The sequence below is a fragment of the Paenibacillus xerothermodurans genome (genome assembly GCF_002220865.2).
Lineage (GTDB): Bacteria > Bacillota > Bacilli > Paenibacillales > NBRC-103111 > Paenibacillus_S > Paenibacillus_S xerothermodurans.
This window is the reverse complement of sequence record NZ_NHRJ02000005.1, coordinates 95,645-118,194: the sequence shown is the minus strand read 5'-3', so window position 1 is coordinate 118,194 and position 22,550 is coordinate 95,645. Positions and strand designations below refer to the sequence as shown.

Below are 22,550 nucleotides of genomic sequence, written 5' to 3'. Positions count from 1 at the left end.
ATCCACATCCTCTGTCTCTGGAGTAGCACTTCTTTCCATTAGAGTACCTTTTCTTGCTTAGGCGGTCAATGTCGCCACCCTGGCAGTATATGATTTTGCAGGCAGGTGAGTGTTGTCAATTGGACCAGGCGGATTTTACCAGCATGCTACAAAACCTATGTGACACACAGTTGTTTTAGAATGCGGACGAAGCCGGGATTTGCAGGTGCTTGTGCGGCTTTATGACGCCCGCCTGAATAAGGGCCCGTACCAAGGTGTACGGCCGCCGGATGAATCGACGATCGCCCGTCAGCGGTCACATGTTACCATTAACCCTCGATTCCCTGACTCGCACCAAGCAATCATAAAAAGGGGGCTTGTGTCATAAAGTTGGAGTAAAACCCGCCGTAAGGTGAAGATTGGATCATCCGCTCATTTTCGACAAAAAAGAGACAAAAAAGAGGATTTCGCCGAATTACGTCGAATATGTTACAAGTCGCTTTCTGTTTTAGAAAGAAGGAGCGTGAATTTCATGAGCTTTTGTTGCGGTGCAAGTATGATCGGAACCAAAGGAACTTTAAAACATATCCGAACCCATATCCATAACGTACCTCTGCTGCTCTGCCCGGTTTGTCATCGGGTGGAAGTACATCATTTGGTCGAAAGCGAATATGACATTCTGGCCGAGTACGCTCATGGCGATGGCGCGCCGGAAGTCGATTTTCAGGAATATACATATACCCGCAACGAGGCGGAATTATATGAGAACTGCGTCAACCATGAGAATGAAGACCCGCTCGAGGTCGTCACGAGCCAGATCGATATGGCTCTGGATCTTATGATGGTAGCTAAGGCGTGGGGCGATGTCGAATGGGAGAATCAGTTGAAGCAACGGCTGAATATCCTGAGCCGCCGCAGAAGCAAGTTGAGGAACAAAAGGACGACGCGCGGCTTATCATAATTTACAGTTGACAACGTCTCTATTGTTGTAGGGACGTTGTTTTATTTTTTTAAAGATGAGACAAGCACAAGTTGACAAATGAAAAAATGTGAGGAAGGTCACAAAAACAGACCCCCGCAACCATTCTGGAGACAGCGAAAAATATAATGTGAGGTGGAAAGTTTGCTGCTCGTTTTATTTAAGAAATTTCTTGGAAAACGTCAGACTCACCCAGCAGAAACGACAGATCCGCAGCCACCGGAACAGATCGTGCTTTTGATTCAGAAGGGCGATTTACGTTTGCGCAACCAGTTCATCACGGACTACCAGCCATATGTTGCGAAGGTGACGAGCCGTTTTTGTAAAAGATATATAGATCCAGCAAGAGATGATGAATTCAGCATCGCGTTAGGTGCTTTCAACGAGGCGGTCAATCAATTTTCCGCGGAATCGGGCAGATCCTTCTTGGGCTTCGCCGAGCAGGTCATTCGACGCAGGTTAATAGATTATGTCCGAAAGGAGCAGCGGTTTTCCCAGCAGCTGCCTTATAGCCTCTTTGATGTCGAGGATGAGGAAGATAACATCGTCAACCCGGTAGAAATTCATCAGGCGCTTGAGCAGTACGAGAAACAAAAAGGAATGGAGGAACGGCGCGGCGAGATTTTGGAATTAAATCGTTGTTTAAATGATTTTGGTATTTCATTTGCGGAGTTGGTAGATGCGTCTCCAAAGCATAATGATTCCAGACAGGCACTGGTTGCAATCGGCAAACAGCTGGCGGGGAATCCCGATTTGATGCGGACAATGCTGGCAAAGCGTATGCTGCCAATCAAAGAACTATTAGAATTGGTGGAGGTATCAAGAAAGACATTGGAACGCAACCGCAAATTCATCATCACCGTGGCTTTGATCAATAACGGCCCATATCCTTATCTTCGTGATTATTTGTATACAAAAGACGATTCGTCAGAAGGGGGGGGCAGCGAATGAACAAAGGCATCGTTATGGAAATGACTGAAAAAAGCATCGTAGTGATGCGGCACGACGGTCATTTTGAAAAGATTTCCCGCAAAAACCGCACCTGTGAAGTGGGCGAGGAAATCGTGTATGCCGATCAAAGCCCGAAGTGGGCAAGCCCACCCATCGCACTCCGGTCCGCTATCGCTGCGGCTGTAGTGTTCTGTATCGTGCTGGCGGTCAGTTTTTCCGGCAAATTAGGCACCTCTCAAGTCGTCGCTTACGTGTCGATGGATATTAATCCATCCGTCGAAATGGGGATTGACGCCAATGAACAGGTGCTTGAGCTGCGCGGCTTGAACCCGGATGGAACGGCACTGGTTCAGGCGGTAGATTACGAAGGAAAAACGTTGGAGGAGGTCACTGCCGCCTTGTTGGACAAGGCGGAGCAGAATGCTTTGGCAGCGGGCTCAGCCGACATTGTGATCGCCAGCACCGTTATTCAGGAAACAAGCGCTGTCAATGATGCTCAGATTGCAGATAAGCTAAGGCAGCAAGTCACCAATCACCTGAAGAAAACCCATCCGGACCAGGCCGATGCTTATCACGTGGAGGCGTTTGCCGCACCCCGAGAGATACGGTCGGAAGCCAGCAAGAGCGGCGTTTCGATGGGAAAATATTCGGTTTATCTGTATGCCAAGAAGCAAGGCATCGATGTCACGGTCGATGAGTTGAAGACAGAGTCGATTCACCAGATTATCGAAGAAAACTCGCACAGCGCATCCGCCATCTTGGAGCCCGATAAGCTACCGTCTAAAGATTTGATCAGACAGCTCATTGAACTGGAAAGGTCGGGAGAGTTGGATAAACGGCTCGAAGAGTGGAAAAGGGAGCAGTCGATCAAGGTAACTGGAAACCGTGGCACGGCAAGCACGAGCGACCAGGACGCTTTTCAGCAGCCTGGTGGCGGCAGTTCTAATGCGGGTGTACAGCAAGGCGGTGATAATGCCGAACGGGACAGCAGACAAGACAACGATTACATCGATCGTAGAGACAGCAGAGAGGCCACTGACGAAGATGATGATGACGATGGCCGCGGCAGAGATGACCGGACACGCAGAGACGAGGATAATAGAAACAACGGCAACGGCAGCGGCAGCGGCAGGAACTACTGGCAAGGCGGAGATGATTACGAAGCTGATCACAGGCGCTCCACTCCTATCAGAGAGAGTACCACAACGCCGGTAAAGCAGCCGCCGATCACACCCAAGCCGGAAGAGCGTAAGCCCGATGCCACACGGGCGATGGATGCCGAAAGAGGCGACGATCGTGCTGACGCCTCGAGAAAGTATGATAATTCCACAAATGCCGGCGACGAGGATCACGGTGACAGGGATGACGACAAACAGGGCGAGCGTAACAAGCAGGAAGAACAAGACAAAGATCACCAGGATGATGATGACAGCGAGCACACTGAACGTGAAGGTCAACAGGAAAACGGCAGCGGTGATTTGAGTGGTAGTGCGGAGCTCAATAAGCGCTTAGAAGAGGAAGCGCGAAAGCGGCTGGAAGAGTTCCATAAACAGCTCCAGCAAAAGAAGGAGCAAGAAAGCGCCGGTAAGGAAAAAGAAAAGCAGGAAGACACGGATGATGACCGAAAAGAGGGGCCGGCGCAGAAGGAGGACGGCGGCAGGCAGTCGGACGATAGAGCAGAGTCTGACAGCCGCCGCCCCTCCGGCGGTGACAAAAACAGTGCCGGGGAAAGAAGTGAGGAGGTACAGCAGGGCTCCGGCGATGAGCGGAAGCCTGATAACAACAGAAGCGCAGACAACGATAGGAACTCCGATAGTCAGCGGAATGCCGACGGCAGAAAAGGCGACGACTAGAGGGGACCACACGGCTGGCTTGAATGTAAAGCGATTTCATGACACAAAGTGCTTATCCGGCGCTTGTGTCTTTTTTCGTGCTGGTTTATGCTCACTCGCCATGACGCAGACCATATCGTTGTGATAATATTAGTAGTTGAAAACACCGATACCTCGGAGAAGCAAGGGAATCGGCGCACAATCCTGCTTCGCCGCTTTAAAGCATATGGGAACCAGTCATCGAGTGTATAGGAGTATGATTTTATACCATCGGAACAGGGGAGAATAACCGTGAGGTATACTTTATTTGGTCAAACCGGTCACCGTGTGTCGGCGCTGGGCTTTGGGGCAATGAATTTGCCCGATGTGCCTCTCACGCAAGCGGGGGATGCCCTCAATTATGCGTTGGATCAAGGCATCAACTACGTTGATACGGCTGCCGCCTACCGCAACAGCGAGGAAATTATCGGGGAAACGATTTCACACCGGCGGTCGGATTATTTTTTGGCGACCAAGACAAAGTACCGGGACTACGAGACGGCGAAGCAGGATATCGACAACAGCTTGAAGCGGCTGAAAACCGATGTGATTGACTTGCTGCAGATTCACTATGTGAATATGGTCAGCGACTACCAGGCGGCGATGGCCGAGCAGGGCGCATATAAAGCAGCGCTGGAAGCGAAAGCAGCCGGTAAAATCCGGTTTATCGGTATTACCGGCCATCGGCCGGACCTGCTTGCCAAATGGATCGGCAAGGGCAGCTTCGATCAAGTATTGTTTCATTTGAACTTGGCGCAGCCATTTGCCTTGCAGGAATTAATTCCTAAGCTGACCGAGATGGGCATGGGCAAGGTCGCGATGAAGCCGCTGTCCGGCGGGTTTATTCAACCGGTGGAGAAGGCGATACGCTATCCGTATAGCCAGGACGTGCACGTGATTATTTCCGGGATGGTGAGCGTCGAGCAGGTAAAGGAAAATTTGGCCGCCATGGAGCTGGAAGTGGCGGATGCCGAGCGGCAGGAGCTGGAGCAGCTGGCTCTGGATCTGGGCGCTCACAACTGCCGCCGCTGCAACTACTGTTCCTGTCCGGTAGATGTGAAGATTCCCGATGTGATGATTTCGAGCCGCATCCGGGATGTGTTTGGTTTGCTGCCTAAGGGTAATCAATTTTACGAAAAACAACAGCATAGCATACTATCGTGCGCTGACTATGAGCCATGTAAAGAAACACCACTCTGCGAACAGAAGTGTCCATACCATTTGCCGATGCGTAAAACAGTCATGGAGGCAGCTTCATACTACAGATGACTTGGAACTAACGGAGGACATACAATGGACAATTTGCATAATCTGATCAAGGACGATATACATACTAAATTATATTTTGTCGAGTCCGACGGAGCGGCTGATGCGGCAGCGATGCTGCAGCGCGTCGCTGTCGATGCGCTGGTGATGTTGGTGGCGCCGGTAGAGTTGGACGATGCCGCCACGATGAAAGAGCGGCTGCCGGCGCCTCTGGCGGCCGAAGTGGCGGGCATGCGCGAACGTGACCTGTTCGGGGGCCGGCTCGGCCAAGTGCAGGCGCTGCCCACGCTTGGCCTGCTGCCCTGCCGCTCGCTCGTGCTGAGCGGCCTTGGCCCTGCCGCGTCAAGCGCGGACGCTTGGCGGGACGCCGGCGTTTACGCCGCCCGCGCGGCGCTAGCCCGCGGCCTGCAGCGGCTCGCGGTACCGCTGCCGCAGGCCGCGGGCGATGTTCGCGAGCGTGTGCGCGCGCTCGCGGAAGGGCTGCTGCTCGGCGGCTATCGCATGCCGAGCTTTGCTGCGGCGGCGCAGCCGTCGCCGCCTGCGCTGCGCGAGATCGCCCTGGTCGCAGACCGGGCGGATCTCGCGGCGCTCGGCGGGGACGACGCCGCCGAGGGCTTCGCGCAGCCATTGGAGGCTGCGCGAGTGCTGGCGATCGCGACGCAGTACGCGCGCGATCTGACGAACTTGCCCGGCAACGTGCTCGTGCCGGACACGTTGGCGCAGGAGGCCGCCCGAGTGGCGTCCCGCTACGGCATGGCCTGCACGGTGCTGGACGAGGCGGCCATCAAGGAGCACGGCATGGGCGGACTCTATGCCGTGGGCCAGGGCAGCGCCAATCCGCCGCGCATGATCTCTATCCGGTACCAGGGCACGGATACGTGGGATGACGTGGTCGGCTTGGTCGGCAAAGGGATCACCTTCGATACCGGGGGAATCTCCCTCAAGAAACCGGAAGGCATGGAGGAGATGATCAGCGATATGGGCGGCGCCGCCGTGCTGCTCGGACTTTTGCACGTGCTCGGCCGGCTGAAGCCCAAAATTAATCTCGTAGTTGTCATTCCTTCTGCGGAAAATATGCCCTCTGGGCGTGCTTACCGGCCTGGTGACGTGATTACAATGATGAGCGGACATACGGTGGAGGTGTTAAACACGGACGCGGAGGGCCGGATCGTGCTAGGCGACGGAATACACTATGCCAAGCAGCTAGGCGCTCAGCGGATCGTTGACGTTGCGACTTTGACAGGCGCCGTTCTCATTACTTTAGCGGATGTGGCGACGGGTGCTTTGTCGAACAACGAGCAGCTGCAGCAGGAGATTCTAGGCGCTGCGCGCCAGGCAGGGGAAAAGGTATGGGCATTCCCTAACTATCCCGAATACCATGAAATGTTGAAAAGCGAAGTCGCAGACATAAAGAATGCCTCCTCACGCGACAGGTGGGCAGGCAGTATTACAGGGGGCTTATTTATAGGCTTTTTTGCCGGTGATACGCCATGGCTGCATTTGGATACAGGCGGAACCGCCTGGCTGTGGAACGAGCGCGACACGCAGCCCAAGGGAGGGACTGGCGCCATGGTGCGGACGTTGGCGCATTGGCTGTGTAATGTGTGACGGCCTACGGCCGGGAGAGCGCTTCGAGCAAGCTAGCCCGACACAGCGCGGCTCGCTGCTCCGTAGCACCGGACGCCGGCGCCACGCGAACTGGAAAGTGGCGACCGGATGCTGCAGCTTCAATTAGCGTAAAGCTGTATGAGATGAGACCGGTGTAAGAGAGAAAGGGCCGTGGAAGCCCGTGAAAACGACAGAAATTCCACGGGTGTTGTCCATGCAGGATTACGGGAGATGTACCTGACTAAATAACGGCAGCAGAGGTCATGGCTGAGATTGTCGCTCGCTGCAAATGCGCCAAGGCATGAACCGTGCCGCTTTGCAGGACGGAATAGAGGCTGTCCATAGCATGGATTTGTTGGAACGGGCATTTATAAAGCAAAAATTGCGCGCGTGCTTGGAAAAAATACGTTAGGGAGGCCCCCTTCCTTGAAAATCATTCGCCCTTTCATCCGGCGCTTTTACCGTGACTCTGACCAACTTTGATGAGTTGGTTTTTTTATTGCGCTCTAAAGTGCGTTGCTCCGCATTACGGGAACAACCGGCATGATCCGGGATCTCTTTTGTTTCATAAAGTTGATCAGTTTATAAAAGTGCAAATATCAAAAAAACAAAGGTCCTGCTTCCGGCGGCAATGTAGAATACGAGTAACAAGCTATAGAGGAGTTGGTCACCATGGATTTAGGTACCGTATTCGATTGTGCCGTTGACAGATATCCGCACAAAATAGCTATGGTTCAAGACAATAAAGTGTTAACCTTCCTGCAGCTCAACGATGAGGTCAACCGGTTGGCTTCTTCCCTTCAGAAGCTGGGCATTGTGAAAAGAGACCGTGTCATGGTCCTGCTCAAAAATCGTATTGAAACGGTGTGTTTATTTTGGGCGGCACAAAAGCTGGGCGCTATATTCACACCGATCAACCTGCGCCTCTCTCCGGAGGCCACCCAATACTGTATTAATGATGCCGAACCAAAAATCGTGGTGTATGAGAAAATTAGCCAGCGTGCCGTTATGAACGCCAAGTTTAATGAGCGGCCGCTCTTGATCAGTTTGGAGCCGGATGAAGGAGACCTTTCCTATGGAGAATTGGTGGCTAAAGGTTCCAATGCTTTCTCCGGTTCGCCTTGTGGTGACGATGATATAGCGGTCATGCTGTACACTTCGGGCACCACCGGTGTTCCCAAGGGCGTACCAAGGTTCCACAGAAATGAATACGCTTCCACTATGGCTCACATCGTCCAGAACCGTTACGAGCTTTTTGACAGCACCCTGGGGGCGATGCCTTTATACCATACGATGGGGGTGCGCTCGCTCCTTTCCATGTGTGTTTTGAATGGGAAGTTTGTTCTTTTCCCGGATTTCGACGCCCGAAAAGCATTGATGCTTTTGTCCGAAGAACAAATCACCTGCCTCTATATGTTCCCGACCATGTACCTCGAACTGCTGAATGATCCGTGTTTTGCTGATTTCGATCTCTCCGTCCTCAAGAAAATAGGCTACGCAGGCGCCCCGATGTCAGCAGCGTTAACGCAAAAATGCTTTCACATGCTGAAACCGAATCATTTTATTAACCATTATGGCAGTACAGAAATTTATACCTTTACCACCTGCTCCATACTGGACAAAAAGCCGGGGTGCGCAGGCAGGCCCGGTATTCATCAGAAGATCCGCCTGGTTCGGCCGGATGCCGGCTCCGCCGCCGCGCTGGAGAATATTATTGAGCCGGGAGAGATTGGAGAAATTCTTATATATGCCGAATCCATTGAGGCATTCAAGGGCTATTGGAACCGGCCTGAAGCGACCAGAAAAGCAATCCGCAATCATTGGTACCACACCGGGGATTTAGGCTACTACGATGAAGACGGTGATCTGTATGTCGTCGGAAGAGTGGATGAAATGGTCATTTCCGGCGGGGAAAACATATCCCCCGGGGAAATTGAGGAAGTGCTGCTTCAGCACCCGAAGGTAGCGGAGGCTGTGGTATTGGGAGAAGAGGACGAGCATTGGGGGCAGATCGTGGCTGCTTTTATTGTGGCCAAAGACGCAAGCGTGACGGTGCAGGAACTGGATCAATTTTGCAAGCAGCATCCAAAGCTGTCCAATTTCAAACGCCCCCGTAAATATGTGTTTATTCCCGAGATTCCGAACAGCCCTTCAGGAAAAATGCTGCGTCGTGAAATAAGGAAAGAACTGCTTTCGAAAATTGAGATGTGAACAGGAGGGATAGCATGTCTGGGTTGCTGATTATAGATGATGAAGCGCAATGCCGTGAAGAAATACGTTTGATCATTGAAGAAAGCCAGTATAACTATCTCACTGTCTACGAAGCAGCCTCCGCGGAAAGAGGGTTGTTTTCGTTCAAGCAAAACCAGCCGGACATCGTCATTTTGGACTTGTCCCTGCCCGACATGGACGGCGTGAAGTTAGGGAAAAAGATAATAGAATTGAATCCGAAAGTTTCCATTGTCGTAGCGACTCAGTTAAAGATGTTTGACATGGTGCAGATGTCGATGAATGCGGGATTCAGAAAATATTTTTTGAAACCGCTGTCAAATACCGAATTAACTTCCGCGCTCGACGCCCTGCTGCTGCCCAACTTAACGAAAGAAACCAATTATTTCGGTAAACTGGCAGCATCCTCCAAGCCGTCGGTGATTGACCTCGGCAACCCGATAAAGAGTGTTATCACTTATATTCACCATCATTTCTACGAGCAGGTTACTTTGAATGAAGTGGCCGACTGGGTCTATCTCAGCGCATCTCATTTCAGCCGCTTGTTCAAGGCCGAGATGGGTGTGACATTCATTGAATATTTGACGAAATACCGTGTGGAGCAGTCCAAACGGTTGATCAAAATGACTTCTCTGCCCATTGAAGTGATTGCCAATAACACCGGATTCACGAATGCAGGTTATTTCGCGACCACATTCAAGCGGCTGGAGGGAAAAACGCCTACGGAATACCGTACGATGTTTTGTAATTTTATGAATCAAAGCTAAAAATTAAAACTCATGATGAAATAATAATTAAACCGCAAACCGCCTTCTTTTTCTATTATGAAGATGAGCACTTAGATTGACGTCGAGCGAGGTGTGAATGGATCATGGTTGAAATTCTGCACGGGTTACAGAACTGCTGGGCGAACAAAGAACGGGCCGCATTGGCAACGATCGTCGAAGTGAAAGGGGCAGCATACAGACGCGAAGGCGCAAGGTGCCTGATTTGTGAAAGCGGCAGCATGATCGGTACATTAAGCGGCGGCTGTGTGGAAGGAGATCTCGTGGAACATGCCCGTCAAGTCATAGAGCAGGGAGAATCGCGGGAGATCCGCTATGATTTTGGCGGGGAGGGCGACCTCTTATGGGGACTCGGAGTGGGCTGCAATGGGGCGGTGACGGTATGGCTTCAGCCCTTCGATCCGGTACGGTTTCCCGACCAGGCGCAGCAGATCGTTCAAGCTTTCGCACAAAGGGTGTCGTGTACAGAAGCATATACAGCAGGCATCGTGTTGGAATCGGATGATCCCATCGGTACTCCGGTGGGCTCGCACCGGGTGTTGGAACGGCAAGGTGATAGCTCTCGCCGATGGTTCCGCGACAGGTGCGGCTTGGTGTACGACAGACGAAATGGCGCCGCAGTGAAATGGTTTGCAGAGACCGTAACACCCCGGACCAGGCTGGTTATCTACGGAGCCGGTTCAGGTGCGGTTCCCTTAATAGCGGGGGCGAGGAAGCTTCAATGGCACGTAACTTTAATTGACCATCGGGAAGAGCACTTGAAACAGGATTTATTCTCGCAGGCAGACGAGCGCGTTCTCATTTTACGGGACGAATATTCAGAATATTCAATCAATTTAGAATCCTATGCGGTTGTTATGACTCACAATTATGAGCTGGACCGCAAGCTGATCGAATCGCTTCTTCCGGGCGATATTGCTTATTTGGGGGTTCTCGGTTCCCGTGACCGTATTGTGAGAATCTTGCATGATATCAGGCTAAGCGGAAAGGAATGGAACGAGGATTGGCTGACCAAGCTGCACGCTCCGATAGGACTGGATATTGGGGCGGATTCACCGGAGGAAATCGCCTTAAGCATACTGTCCGAGCTGTTGTGCCGCAAGAACGGCCGCAGCGGTCAATCGCTTAAACTGCGTGAGGAACCGATGCATGAACGGTATTCGGCAGTCGAACCCCTGATGCATGAATGGGTTCCTAAACAGGGGTCTTTCCTAAACGAACGGTACCCCGCAGGCCAGTATTCGGTGAGCGGACGGCTCCATCCAATCAGGCTCGCTTTGGTCAACGAATGAGACAGGGGACTTGGTTGGTCATACTGGCTGGGGGTTATTCAAGACGGATGGGCCCGGGCATCCGCAAACTTCTGCTTCCGATCGGGGAAGAGGCGATGCTTCGCCATGTTACAAGCAAGGCTCTCCTGACCAAAGCCTCCGGAGTCGCGGTTGTCGTCAACGCGGAATTCCCTGAATTAGCCGAATGTATTGGTGATTTACCGGTGGTCATACTTCCCAATTACAACGCGGCGCTTGGAATGAGCTCATCACTTCGCATAGCAATCGATTATTTTGTCCGGATTGCGGCGCAGGGAGCCTGCGTCATGTTGGCGGATCAGCCTGGCATGGAACCGGCGGTCATTGACGAAGTCATGGATCGTTATGAAGAAACCGAAGCCAAGCTGGTTCAGGCCGCTTATCAGGGAAAGCCGGGACACCCGGTTTTATTTTCCCCTCATCTGTTCGAGGAACTGCGGCAAATTATAGGCGATAAAGGCGCACGAGAGATTATCCGAAAATATGCAGAGGCGCGGGAATTGGTGCATATATCGGGCGACGAGCCGCAAGATATCGATATTTATGAAGATTATGAGAGCTGGATGGCGAAAGGAGGCTGCCTCAATTGACACAATACCGAATCGGACAGCCGATGTCCCGGGTAGAGGATGCACGGCTTACTTCCGGGCAGGGCACTTACATTGAAGACATGAATCCGCTTCCCAATATTCATCATGCCGCGATTCTGCGCAGCCCTTATCCGCATGCGAGAATCAAATCGATCCGAACGGATAAGGCGGAGCAGATGCCGGGGGTCAAGGGGGTCGCCACGGGGCGGGATATCGCCGGGATGACACAGCCATTTCCGGTAGGCGTCACCGCACCGGTCAAATATTATTCGCTGGCCGTCGACAAGGTACGGTTCGTAGGGGAGCCCGTCGCTGTGGTGGTTGCGAAAAACAGATATTTGGCGGAGGATGCGCTTGACCTGATCGAGGTGGAATATGAACCGCTTCCGGCCGTGGTGGATATTGAGAAGGCGATGGAGCCTGATGCTCCTCTGCTGCATGAGGATGTCGGTTCGAATGTGGCTAATCACCGTTTGTTTGACTACGGTGATGTAAATCAGGCTTTTGCGGAAGCTGACCTGATAGTAAAGCATAAATTTCATTTTCCCAAATACAGCGCCACGCCGGTGGAAACTTATGGGGTGATCGCCCACTATGAGGCAAGCGGCAATCATCTGACGGTATGGTCCAATTTCCACGGACCTTTTACACTGCAGTCGGTAATGGCGCATGCGCTGCAGATGCCGAGCAACCATTTCCGCATTATAATCCCGAAGGATGTCGGAGGCAGCTATGGGATCAAGTCGGGTGTATTTCCCTACATGGTGCTCATGGGCGTAGTTTCGAAGAAGCTCGGGCTGCCGGTGAAATGGATTGAAGACCGCCAGGAGCATCTGATGGCAAGCTCCAGCGGTACGGACAGAGTGACCTGGATCGAAGCGGCTGTGCGAGGTGACGGTACCGTTACCGGTTTAAAGATGAAAATGGCTGATAACGTGGGCGGCTATATCCGGGCACCCGAACCGGCCTGTCTGTATCGCACCCATTCCAACAGCACTGGCGCGTACCGCATTCCGAATCTTGCGATGGAGACGGTAGCGGTGATGACCAATAAATGCCCGACCGGCCTCATTCGAGGATATGGAGGACAGCAGCTGTATTTTCCTTTGGAACGCATGATGCATATGATTGCCGAAAAGCTGGGCATGGACCCTGCGGAGCTGATTCGGCGAAATCTGCTCCGGACAGAGGAATTCCCTTATAAAACAGCAACCGGAGGCATATACGACAGCGGTGACTATGCCGCGGCATTTGCAAAAGCGCTGGACTTGGTCCATTACCAGCAATTCAGGGAACGTCAGGTGAAAGCCAGACAGGAAGGAAAATACCTCGGCATCGGGCTGGCCTGTATCGTGGAACCTTCGGGATCTAACATGGGCTACATAACAGTGGCTCTTACACCGGAGCAGCGGGCGAAATCGCTGCCCAAATCGGGATGTGCCGAGGGGGCGACCGTGTCGATTGACCCGATGGGCGGCATATCGGTACGAATTAGCACGACACCGACCGGCCAAGGTCATGAAACGGTCTCCGCTCAAATTGTGGGTGACGTGTTGGGGGTAGACCCGCGTTCAGTAAGAGTGGTTGCCGAGATGGATACGTTGACAAGTCCATGGTCGGTCGCATCGGGAAGCTATTCGAGCCGCTTCGCGCCTATCGGTTCCAGCGCGGTATATCAGGCTGCAATGAAAGTGAGGGCTAAATTACTCGCTATCGCGGGCGAGCAGCTTCAAAAGCCGCCCGAAATGCTGGATGTCCGCAGCGGCAAGGTCATTGTGAGGGATGATCCGCAGCAGCAAATTTCCCTGAAACGGCTCATCGGCTCCGCCCATTGGAACCCGCAGGGACTGCCGGACGGCTTGGAACCGGGAATTCACGAAACCTCCTTTTATACCATTTCCAATGCGCTTGCGCCGGATGAAAATGATCTTGTCAACGGTTCCGCTACTTACGGATTTGTAGCTGATGCGGTCACTGTGGAGGTGGACGCGGAAACGGGAGAAGTACACATTTTGGATTATATCACCGTACATGACGCCGGCAAGCTGTTAAATCCGCTTATTGTCGACGGTCAAATTATGGGTGGATTGGCCCATGGGCTGGGCGGGGCCTTGTATGAAGAACTGGCGTACGACCGGAACGGGCATTTTCTCACCGGAAGCTTTATGGACTATCTGTGCCCGACAGCTACCGAAATTCCGCCGGTTACGATCCGGCACCATGAAACGGCTTCGCCGCTCACCCCGCTTGGGGCCAAGGGGCTGGGTGAGGGGAATACCATGAGCGCTCCGGCTGTGATTGCGAATGCGGTTGCGGATGCTCTCTCGCCGCTCGGTGTGATGATTGACAGTCTGCCTTTGTCCCCTCACCGGATATGGTCTTTTATGCAGGCAGCGCAAACCGACAATGAGGTCTGAAAGGAGGAACGGATATGAATGGCAGCGGAAGTCTTGAGTTACAAGCGCCTGTCGAGCACGTGTGGGCTAAATTGATGGACCCCGAGGTGCTCGCGGGATGCATGATGGGATGCAAGAAGCTGGAACCGGTAGGAGAAGACAAGTATCAGGCCGATCTTAGTGTAGGGATCGCAGCAGTGAAAGGGAAGTATGACGCAACGATTGCGCTGGTCGATGTGCAAGCGCCAAGCAGCTACAAGCTGATCATGCATGGTGAAGGGGCGCCGGGTTTTCTGGATGCCGAGGGCGTGCTTCATTTGATTTCGACAGATGAGAACAGAACGACCCTCACCTACAGCTACACCGCAGAAGTCGGCGGCAAGGTGGCGGCCATCGGCCAAAGAATGCTTGGCGGCGTTGCGAAATTGATTATCAATGACTTTTTTAAAAAAATGAAGAAAGAAGTAGAAAGCAGCAAACAATCTGCGTAGCGGCGTGCTTTTCACATAACGATACACAAGCCGCACCATGAGAGGAAGGGATCGGTATGAAGCCGGCATCCTTTGATTATTACCGCCCCTCCACGCTGGAGGAAGCGTTTCAACTGCTGAAGCAGTCCGGTGACGAAGGAAAGCTGATCGCCGGAGGACAGAGTCTGATACCGATTTTGAACATGCGGCTGTCCGCTCCGGAGTGTCTGATCGATATCAATGGTCTCGCGGATTTGAACTATATCCGGCATGAAGCGGGATGGCTCAGGATTGGAGCTATGACCCGCCAGCGGGATGTGGAGCGGTCCCGTCCGGTAAGGGAACAAGCCCCGCTGCTCTCGGAGGCGATTCCGTTTATCGGGCATATGCAGACCCGCAACAGGGGAACGATAGGCGGCAGCGTGGTCCATGCGGACCCGACCGCAGAACTGCCTTTGTCGCTTTTGGCGCTAAATGGCAGGGCTGTGATTCAAAGCGCGGAGGAAACAAGGGAAGTGGATTTGAGCGACTTTTTCATCACTTATTTGACCACCGATGTCATGCCGAATGAACTGCTAACCGAAGTAAAAATACCGCTGGACGCGCCGGTGAAAGGATATGCGTTTCAAGAATACAGCCGCAAGCATGGCGATTTTGCTCTGGTGGCGGCAGCCTGTGTGCTCGACACCGATGTGGAGGGGCGGATCACCACCGCACGATTGACCTTGGGCGGCGTGGATGCCGTGCCAATGGTGGCGGAGGAGGCAGCCGGCCTCCTTATCGGAGAAACGATGACGGAAGCCTTGCTACAGGAAGCGGGAGCGCTTGCCGCATCCAACGTCGATCCGGAGGGGGATCTGCACGCATCGAGGGAATACAGATTGCATCTGGCGGGTGTGTATGCCAGAAAGGCGATCAGAGCCGCTTACGATCGCTCTATCGGAAAGGGGGAGCAAGCATGATCAAAGTGCCTGCAAAACAAAAAGCTGACATTCGCGTGAACATCAACGGCAGGATGTTTGAGGAGCGGGTCGAGCCCCGCAAGCTGCTGAGTGACTTTCTCCGCGAGGAATGCGGGTTAACCGGTACGCACGTCGGCTGCGAGCATGGAGTGTGCGGTGCCTGTACGGTGCTGCTGAACGGCTCGGCGGTTAGGAGTTGTTTAATGTTTGCCGTCCAGGCGGAGGGCGCGGAAATCACGACGGTAGAAGGCTTGGCCCAGGGCGGTCAGCCCGATGCGCTGCAGGCGGCATTTTCCGAATGTCACGCTTTGCAGTGCGGCTTTTGTACCCCGGGTATTCTCATGTCGTCGGTAGATTTTCTGGCCTCCCACGCAGAACCGACTGAACCGGAAATCAAGGAAATGCTGTCAGGGCATCTGTGCAGGTGTACCGGTTACAAGGGGATTATCGAAGCAATCGAAAAAGTGGCTTGCACGCGAAAGGATGGTGAGCACAGAAATGGATCTGGGGACACTGTTTGAATTTGCAGTTGAACGGCATCCGCAGTTCGAAACGCTAATCCAGGGTAACACCCGGTTCACGTACAGGGAGATGAATGTTGAAGTCAATAAGCTGACCTCCGCTTTGCAGGACAGGGGGATTCGGCAGGGCGACCGGGTTGTCGTGGTACTGAAAAACCGATTGGAAATGGTGATACTGTATTGGGCGGTCCAAAAAATCGGAGCGATTTTTACGCCGATCAATTTTCGGCTTTCTCCGGAAGAAATTAAATACTGTGTTCAGGATGCGGATGCAGCAGCTGTTTTTTATGAGCCGATTAGTGAAAAAACGGTGCTTGAAGCGGTCAAAGATCTCCAAATTGTAAAAATTAGCGTATTGGGCGCACAGGGAGCAGACGTATCCTATGAGGAACTTCGGGTAAACGGGACAGGGCAGTTTGACCGGCCTGTCATTCATGACGACGACATCTGTCTTATGCTCTACACATCCGGCACCACCGGCCGACCCAAGGGAGTTCCGCGCTCCCACAAGAATGAGTACGGTGCGGCGGTCGCTCATATTATCCAAAACCAATACGAGGTACAGGAAAGCACCTTGGGCGTTATGCCTCTGTATCACACGATGGGCATGCGGTCGCTCCTATCCATGGTGTTTTTGAATGGAAAGCTGGTGATGACACCGGATTATGTTCCCCAATCCCTGCTTGAGGTGCTGGAAAAAGAACAAATCAGCTGCGTATATCTGGTGCCTACCATTTTTCATGATCTCGTTTACCACAAGGATTTTGAAAAATATAATCTTGCCGCGTTGAGAAAAGTGGGCTATGCCGGAGCGGCGATGACTGAAGTGTTAACGGCGGAAATTTTCAAAAAGCTGAAGCCGCGGGTTTTCGTCAACCATTACGGGTGCTCCGAAGTATATACCTTTTCATACTGCAACTACCTGGATAAAAAGGCGGGATGTGCAGGAAAACCGGGATTCCATCAAAATCTTCGGGTTGTGGTTCCCGATCCGGAAGGCAACTCCACTCCGGACGATCTGGTTCCTCCCGGTGTGCCGGGGGAAATTATCGTCGACCTAAGAACCAGCGAAGCTTTTCAATGCTATTGGAATCGTCCTGACGCTACGCAAAAGGCGCTCCGCGGCGGATGGTATTTCACAGGCGATATGGGGATGCTCGACGAGGAAGGAGATCTTTTTGTGCTCGGTCGTCTGGACGATACGATTATATCTGGCGGCGAAAATATCCATCCCCTTGAGGTGGAGGATGTGATAGCCAAGCACCCGAAGGTGGCGGAGGTCGCAGTTACCGGATTGCCCGACCCGCGGTTCGGAGAGATTGTAACCGCTTTTGTAGTTCCGAAAGACCCAACGCTAACCGAAGAGGAACTTGATTGTTATTGCAAAGAAAGCAATCAGTTATCGAATTTCAAGCGCCCGAGAAAGTATGTATTAGTCTCCGCTATTCCCAAGAGTCCGGTAGGAAAAATATTGCGCCGAAAGCTCAGGAACGGCGAGTGCCAAGAATTATATCTGAAAAGGGAGAGTGCGTCGTAATGGAACAACAAAAGCTGGGGCAAATCGAGTGGGATCATCTGAGGGTGGAAAAAAATGCGGAGCGAAAAACGGCAACGATCGTGCTGGACCGTCCGGAAAAAATGAACACGCTGAGCTTTACCGCACGGGCGCATCTCAGCCAAATTTTTGATCTGTTGAACAACGACGATGAAGTACGTGTGATTATTCTGAAAGGCGAGGGAACGCAGGCATTTACTTCCGGGGGGACGATCACCGAGTTTATGGAGCGGTCTCCGGAAGAACTTTCCATGCTGCACAAGAACGTGGCGGCCCCGGAACGTTCCCCCAAGCCGGTCATTGCCCAGTTGCAAGGATACACGTTCGGCGTGGGACTTGAAATCGCGATGGCCTGTGATTTCCGTATCGCGTCCGAAACCACGCAGCTGGCGCTGCCTGAGCTGAGACTGGGCATGATACCGGGAAGCGGCGGAACGCAGAGGGTAGCGAGAATAGCGGGGCTCGGCCGAGCCAAAGACATGATCATGCGTGCCCGCCGGATTCCGGCTGCGGAAGCATATCAGTGGGGCCTTGTCACTATGGTGACGCCTCAGGATGAACTGGAGAACGAGGTGCAAAAATTGGTGGATGAGCTCCTCCTGTTCTCTCCGCTTGCGCTGCGGACCTTGAAACAGGTGCTTAACGCATCCCAGGAGGGTCCGCTCAGCACCGGCCTGGAGATCGAAGGATACGCTTACGGCATGCTCAGGAGCACGAACGACTTCCGCGAAGGGGTCGATGCATTCGCGAACAAAAGGAAGCCGAATTTCACCGGGCAGTAAAGTCGTCTGATGAGCCAACAGGTCGCATGATTAAGGTCGGGATGATTGGGGTTTGACATCCGAGGGCGGACAGCAGTGTGAATCCCAATCACCCGTTGCACGTTGTTGGCATGGACCATTCCATTATCGGGGGGGAAGAATATGTCCGTTGTTACTCAAAATAATATCGCGGCTCCCAATATTACAGTGAATCGCAAACAAATGGTAAACGCCGTCGTGGCATCGCTTTTGGGCTGGTCGCTGGATTTGTTCGATCTGTTTATTCTGTTATTTGTCGCGCCCGAGTTAGGCAAGCTATTCTTTCCGACAAGTATTCCGACACTTCAATTAGCTGCCGTTTATGCTTCGTTTGCCATAACCTTAATCATGAGGCCCCTGGGATCGGCGATCTTCGGCTCCTTAGCCGACCGAACCGGAAGAAAGCGGGCGATGACGATCGCCGTATCCGGGGTAGGGTTTTCCACAGCACTTATGGGAGCGCTTCCAACGTTTCAAAGCATTGGAGTTGCCGCTACGATCATATTCGTCTTTCTCCGCCTCGTACAGGGTGTTTTTGTCGGCGGGGTCGTGGCTTCCACACACACGATCGGAACCGAGACCGTACCGCCAAAGTATCGCGGACTCATGTCGGGTCTTATCGGTGGTGGCGGAGCCGGGCTCGGTTCGCTGCTTGCATCCATCGTTTACTTTATCGTCTCGGCTATTTTTCCGGGACCGGAGTTCGCGGAGTGGGGTTGGCGCTTCATGTTTTTCTCAGGCATTCTCAGTTCGATCCTCGGCGTTTTTGTGTTCAAATCCATTGAAGAATCCCCTTACTGGATGCAGCTGAAAGAATCCAAACAGGGCATCAAGCCGCCCAAGGCGCCTGCCCGAATGGTGTTTTCCGGCGAACATCTTCCCGTGCTTCTCGTAAACCTGTTGATTGTTACTGGAGGAGGGACAGCGTATTACCTGACCAGCGGATATCTTCCGACTTTCCTTAAGGTCATCAACCAGATCCCTGCGGGAATGGCATCGATGATTCTTATGGGCGCCAGTGTGGTTGCGATCATTGCGTCAATGCTCTTCGGTTTAATCAGCGATTATATTGGACGCAAGAAGACGTTTATAATTATCGGCATACTTAACCTTGTTATCCTTCCGTTTCTTTATATCGGATTGGCCGGTGTGGATGGGATTGCTTCCATTATTCTTATTGTTTTTGCGCTCGCATTCCTGGGTAACGCCGCCTATGCGCCAGTCGTGATTTTTCTGAATGAGCGGTTCCCTACAGCAATACGCTCCACCGGAACCGGGCTGTCTTGGAACATAGGGTTTGCTATCGGCGGGATCATGCCCACATTTGTGCAGTTAGCCAGTGGAACAACAGAGCATATTCCGGCGACGCTGGGCTATTTTCTCGCCGGGATCTTTGTTTTGTACCTGATCGGAAGCTTCATCATCCCCGAAACAAAGGGCGAGTTCAAGTAAAATACCGATTCGCGCTACGCCCATGAAGTGCTGACGAGATAACCGTATAACCCATTTCATTGGAATAGGGAGGGAAAACATGACTGTAATGACCAATCAACAGCCTGCAGTTTATTTCAACTACGTGGCGGGGGAGTGGACGGAGTCCGCATCGGGTGAAAAGCTCGAATCGCACAATCCGGCTACCGGCGAACTTATCGGGTATTCCCAAAAATCTAGAGTTCAGGATATTGAACAATCGATAGATTCTGTTTGCGATACGTTTCGTAAAAGCGACTGGAGCTGTAATCCGAAGCGGCGATATGAAGCTTTATTAGGGTTGGCTCATAAGATGGAGAATCATATAGAGCGTCTGGCCCGGATACTGACGATGGAGCAAGGAAAAACAATGCGTGAATCCCGTCAGGAACTCGCGGGGTGCATCGATACGTTAAAATATTTTGCCGGAGCCGCCCGGACGGTATTTGGCCGGTCCGTTCAGCTTGAACCGGCCAATCTCGGCGTTATCGTAAAAGAGCCTATCGGCATAGTGGGAATTATTTCACCGTGGAACTGGCCGGCGCTTCTCATGATCCGTGAACTTGCCCCGGCTTTGGCCGCAGGCAACGGCGTGATTGTCAAACCGGCGAGTCTTACGCCGGCCATCTCAGTGGAAATTTTTAAACTGATTGATGAGGTGCCTCATTTTCCCAAGGGAATTGTGAGTATCGTAACCGGTCCGGGGAAATCGATTGGCGCTGCCATGGGCACAAGTGAAAAAATCGATATGATCAGCTTCACCGGAGACACATCCACCGGTAAAACGCTCATGGAGCTTGCCACAAGCAACATCAAAAAGCTGGCTTTGGAACTGGGCGGGAAGTCTCCGAATGTCCTGTTTGAAGACGCGAATTTGGATAAGGCGATTCCGGTCATCGGACGCTCCATCTTTATTTCCGCGGGTCAAATATGCATGGCCGGCTCCCGGCTGTTGGTGCACGAGTCCATCAAGAGGGAAGTACTTTCCCGCTTAACACGTTATGCCGAAAATCTTTGTGTAGGGAACGGCATTCTGGAAACGACGGACATGGGACCGCTGGTTTCCCAAAACCAGCTGGACCTGGTCGAAGGATACTGCCAAATCGGCCGCAGCGAGGGGACGATCGTGACGGGCGGTTACCGGTTAACGGGCAAAGATTATGATCAAGGATATTTCTTTGCACCAACCATTATTGACAATTTGACGTCCGACTGCCGGGTTGTCCGTGAAGAAATTTTCGGTCCTGTCCTGGCCGTCCAAACGTTTTCCGACGAGGAAGAAGCCTTGACGCTGGCCAACGACACCGAATTCGGATTGTCTGCGGGAGTCTGGACGGAAAATCTCAACCGTGCGATGCGTTTATCCAGGGGGATCAAGGCAGGAACGGTGTGGATTAACACCTACAACAAAAACTTCCCAGAAGCCGAGTTCGGCGGATACAAGCAAAGCGGCTTGGGCCGTACACGGGGCGTTGACGGCTTGTTGGAGTACTGCGAAACGAAGCATATTCACTTCGAAGTCGAAGAACAAGCGGATTAAGGTCGTAAGCTCGCCCTGAAGGAGGCAGATCACTGTGATCGGAAACGTTGGAAATGCCGGAAGTCTGGTGAATACTGGAAATAGGGGAGAAGGGACGCAATTTGAGTTTTCATTCCATCTCCCTACTTTGATTGAGTTTGGATGGGGCAAGGCTGCCCGGCTTGGAGAGCGGCTGCTCCAGCTAGGCGTAAGCCGGATATTTCTAGTCAGTGACAAGGGCGTGGAATCTGCAGGCCTGCTTACCGGATTGGCTGCGGCATTAAGGTCATCGGGGATGGAGTATGACATCTACACGGACATAGAGCCTGACCCCGGCTTGGAGACAATTAACCGGGGAGCGGAAGTGTTTCGGAGCAGGCCGTATGACTGTATTGTTGCAGTCGGCGGAGGCAGCTCAATCGATACGGCAAAAGGCATTCGTGTCGTGGCAGCCCGCGGTGGGAGCATCAGAGAGTATGCCGGCGTGAATCGTATTCCCGGCGGTCCGGGCTCTATCCCTCTTATTGCGGTGCCGACCACTTCCGGCACAGGAAGTGAAGTGACCATCTTCGGCGTATACTCTGATTGGCAGAACAATGTGAAAGTCACGGTGACAAGCGAATATATGGCGCCGACGATTGCTTTAGTCGATCCGGAATTGACGGCAAGGCTTCCTGCCAAGTTGACTGCCGCTTCCGGCATTGATGCATTGGCGCACGGTATCGAGACGTTCTTCTCGCTAAGATCCAGTCCGGCATCGGACGCCCTTGCTATGGAAGCGATTGCCGTAGTTAACGCCAATCTCCGCCGCGCCGTGGAAGACGGATCCGACATGGAAGCACGCATCGGTATGTCGCATGGAAGCTTATTGGCCGGAATGGCCTTCAACAACGGTTTTTTGGGTTTGGCCCACGCGATCGGAAGCGCTCTGTCGGGACACTGCCATGTGCCGCACGGCATTGCCATCGGTTTACTGCTACCTTCTATCATTGAATTCAATACGCCGGCCTGCCCGGCAAAGGCCGCAAAGATTGCGGAGCTGATAGGTGTGCTCGATGATCACATCGGTCAATCCGCCGGAGCGGCTGTGGCGAAGCTGGTGCACGGCATCGGGCTTCCTACACGGCTTCGTGAAGTCGGTGTCGACCAAGAGAAGCTTCCCGCTATCGCGAAGGATGCTTTCAAGAGCGGAATGATGCAGTTTAATCCCCGCATGCCTACTGAAGAGGAAGTGCTGGAGCTTTTGCAACGCTTGTTTTAATTCACAAAGCTTAATTTTTGGGAGGTAT

The 22,550-nt window shown here is 52.7% G+C and carries 18 protein-coding genes; all 18 read left to right on the top strand.

Annotated features, from left to right (window positions below):
* The first annotated feature begins 511 nt into the window (after positions 1–511).
* The 18 genes from CBW46_RS11430 to CBW46_RS11345 all read left to right on the top strand — a co-directional run bounded on the left by CBW46_RS11430 (position 512) and on the right by CBW46_RS11345 (position 22,522).
* Complete coding sequence (locus CBW46_RS11430) at positions 512–940, top strand: hypothetical protein (protein ID WP_089200137.1); 429 nt, start codon at positions 512–514, stop codon at positions 938–940.
* A gap of 162 nt (positions 941–1,102) precedes the next feature.
* Complete coding sequence (sigI, locus tag CBW46_RS11425) at positions 1,103–1,909, top strand: RNA polymerase sigma factor SigI (RefSeq protein WP_089200136.1); 807 nt, start codon at positions 1,103–1,105, stop codon at positions 1,907–1,909.
* Positions 1,906–3,762 carry an anti-sigma-I factor RsgI family protein gene (locus tag CBW46_RS11420; protein ID WP_089200135.1) on the top strand — a complete coding sequence of 619 codons (1,857 nt, stop codon included), beginning with the start codon at positions 1,906–1,908 and terminating at the stop codon, positions 3,760–3,762. The genes sigI and CBW46_RS11420 overlap by 4 nt, the downstream gene beginning before the upstream one ends.
* Positions 3,763–4,032: 270 nt before the next feature.
* Positions 4,033–5,049 carry an aldo/keto reductase gene (locus CBW46_RS11415; RefSeq protein WP_089200134.1) on the top strand — a complete coding sequence of 339 codons (1,017 nt, stop codon included), beginning with the start codon at positions 4,033–4,035 and terminating at the stop codon, positions 5,047–5,049.
* Between the two features lie 24 nt (positions 5,050–5,073).
* Entirely contained in the window at positions 5,074–6,654 is a 1,581-nt protein-coding gene (locus tag CBW46_RS11410) for a leucyl aminopeptidase (protein ID WP_243633275.1), read from the top strand.
* A gap of 672 nt (positions 6,655–7,326) precedes the next feature.
* The gene (locus tag CBW46_RS11405) at positions 7,327–8,865 is read left to right on the top strand and encodes a class I adenylate-forming enzyme family protein (RefSeq protein WP_089200133.1); all 1,539 of its coding nucleotides are present in this window, start codon (positions 7,327–7,329) and stop codon (positions 8,863–8,865) included.
* 14 nt (positions 8,866–8,879) lie between these two features.
* Positions 8,880–9,650, top strand: a complete 771-nt coding sequence (locus CBW46_RS11400; protein WP_089200132.1) for a response regulator — start codon at positions 8,880–8,882, stop codon at positions 9,648–9,650.
* A 104-nt stretch (positions 9,651–9,754) separates the two neighbouring features.
* Entirely contained in the window at positions 9,755–10,960 is a 1,206-nt protein-coding gene (locus tag CBW46_RS11395) for an XdhC family protein (RefSeq protein ID WP_089200131.1), read from the top strand.
* A gap of 14 nt (positions 10,961–10,974) precedes the next feature.
* Entirely contained in the window at positions 10,975–11,568 is a 594-nt protein-coding gene (locus CBW46_RS11390; RefSeq protein WP_165842274.1) for a nucleotidyltransferase family protein, read from the top strand.
* On the top strand, positions 11,565–13,985 hold the full coding sequence (locus CBW46_RS11385) for a xanthine dehydrogenase family protein molybdopterin-binding subunit (RefSeq protein ID WP_243633274.1): 2,421 nt from the start codon (positions 11,565–11,567) through the stop codon (positions 13,983–13,985). Before CBW46_RS11390 ends, CBW46_RS11385 begins: the two co-directional genes overlap by 4 nt.
* 14 nt (positions 13,986–13,999) lie before the next feature.
* Positions 14,000–14,455: an SRPBCC family protein gene (locus CBW46_RS11380; RefSeq protein WP_089200129.1), complete on the top strand. Its 456-nt coding sequence runs from the start codon at positions 14,000–14,002 to the stop codon at positions 14,453–14,455.
* 56 nt (positions 14,456–14,511) lie between these two features.
* Complete coding sequence (locus CBW46_RS11375) at positions 14,512–15,396, top strand: FAD binding domain-containing protein (RefSeq protein WP_089200128.1); 885 nt, start codon at positions 14,512–14,514, stop codon at positions 15,394–15,396.
* Positions 15,393–15,917 (top strand): (2Fe-2S)-binding protein, encoded by a 525-nt coding sequence (locus CBW46_RS11370; protein ID WP_089200127.1) that lies wholly within the window; start codon positions 15,393–15,395, stop codon positions 15,915–15,917. The genes CBW46_RS11375 and CBW46_RS11370 overlap by 4 nt, the downstream gene beginning before the upstream one ends.
* Positions 15,895–17,454: a class I adenylate-forming enzyme family protein gene (locus CBW46_RS11365; protein WP_089200126.1), complete on the top strand. Its 1,560-nt coding sequence runs from the start codon at positions 15,895–15,897 to the stop codon at positions 17,452–17,454. Before CBW46_RS11370 ends, CBW46_RS11365 begins: the two co-directional genes overlap by 23 nt.
* The gene (locus tag CBW46_RS11360; protein ID WP_089200125.1) at positions 17,454–18,254 is read left to right on the top strand and encodes an enoyl-CoA hydratase/isomerase family protein; all 801 of its coding nucleotides are present in this window, start codon (positions 17,454–17,456) and stop codon (positions 18,252–18,254) included. The genes CBW46_RS11365 and CBW46_RS11360 overlap by 1 nt, the downstream gene beginning before the upstream one ends.
* A gap of 141 nt (positions 18,255–18,395) precedes the next feature.
* Entirely contained in the window at positions 18,396–19,724 is a 1,329-nt protein-coding gene (locus CBW46_RS11355) for an MFS transporter (protein ID WP_089200124.1), read from the top strand.
* A gap of 79 nt (positions 19,725–19,803) precedes the next feature.
* Complete coding sequence (locus CBW46_RS11350; RefSeq protein ID WP_089200123.1) at positions 19,804–21,282, top strand: aldehyde dehydrogenase family protein; 1,479 nt, start codon at positions 19,804–19,806, stop codon at positions 21,280–21,282.
* A 34-nt stretch (positions 21,283–21,316) separates the two neighbouring features.
* Positions 21,317–22,522 carry an iron-containing alcohol dehydrogenase family protein gene (locus tag CBW46_RS11345; protein WP_243633273.1) on the top strand — a complete coding sequence of 402 codons (1,206 nt, stop codon included), beginning with the start codon at positions 21,317–21,319 and terminating at the stop codon, positions 22,520–22,522.
* The last annotated feature ends 28 nt before the right edge of the window (positions 22,523–22,550 follow it).

Coding starts and splice junctions, on each gene's coding strand:
- CBW46_RS11375 (WP_089200128.1), top strand. CDS start 14,512: ATGAAGCCGGCATCCTTTGATTATTACCGCCCCTCCACGCTGGAGGAA.
- CBW46_RS11395 (WP_089200131.1), top strand. CDS start 9,755: ATGGTTGAAATTCTGCACGGGTTACAGAACTGCTGGGCGAACAAAGAA.
- CBW46_RS11360 (WP_089200125.1), top strand. CDS start 17,454: ATGGAACAACAAAAGCTGGGGCAAATCGAGTGGGATCATCTGAGGGTG.
- CBW46_RS11350 (WP_089200123.1), top strand. CDS start 19,804: ATGACTGTAATGACCAATCAACAGCCTGCAGTTTATTTCAACTACGTG.
- CBW46_RS11380 (WP_089200129.1), top strand. CDS start 14,000: ATGAATGGCAGCGGAAGTCTTGAGTTACAAGCGCCTGTCGAGCACGTG.
- CBW46_RS11405 (WP_089200133.1), top strand. CDS start 7,327: ATGGATTTAGGTACCGTATTCGATTGTGCCGTTGACAGATATCCGCAC.
- CBW46_RS11355 (WP_089200124.1), top strand. CDS start 18,396: ATGTCCGTTGTTACTCAAAATAATATCGCGGCTCCCAATATTACAGTG.
- CBW46_RS11370 (WP_089200127.1), top strand. CDS start 15,393: ATGATCAAAGTGCCTGCAAAACAAAAAGCTGACATTCGCGTGAACATC.
- CBW46_RS11420 (WP_089200135.1), top strand. CDS start 1,906: ATGAACAAAGGCATCGTTATGGAAATGACTGAAAAAAGCATCGTAGTG.
- CBW46_RS11430 (WP_089200137.1), top strand. CDS start 512: ATGAGCTTTTGTTGCGGTGCAAGTATGATCGGAACCAAAGGAACTTTA.
- CBW46_RS11400 (WP_089200132.1), top strand. CDS start 8,880: ATGTCTGGGTTGCTGATTATAGATGATGAAGCGCAATGCCGTGAAGAA.
- CBW46_RS11365 (WP_089200126.1), top strand. CDS start 15,895: ATGGATCTGGGGACACTGTTTGAATTTGCAGTTGAACGGCATCCGCAG.
- CBW46_RS11410 (WP_243633275.1), top strand. CDS start 5,074: ATGGACAATTTGCATAATCTGATCAAGGACGATATACATACTAAATTA.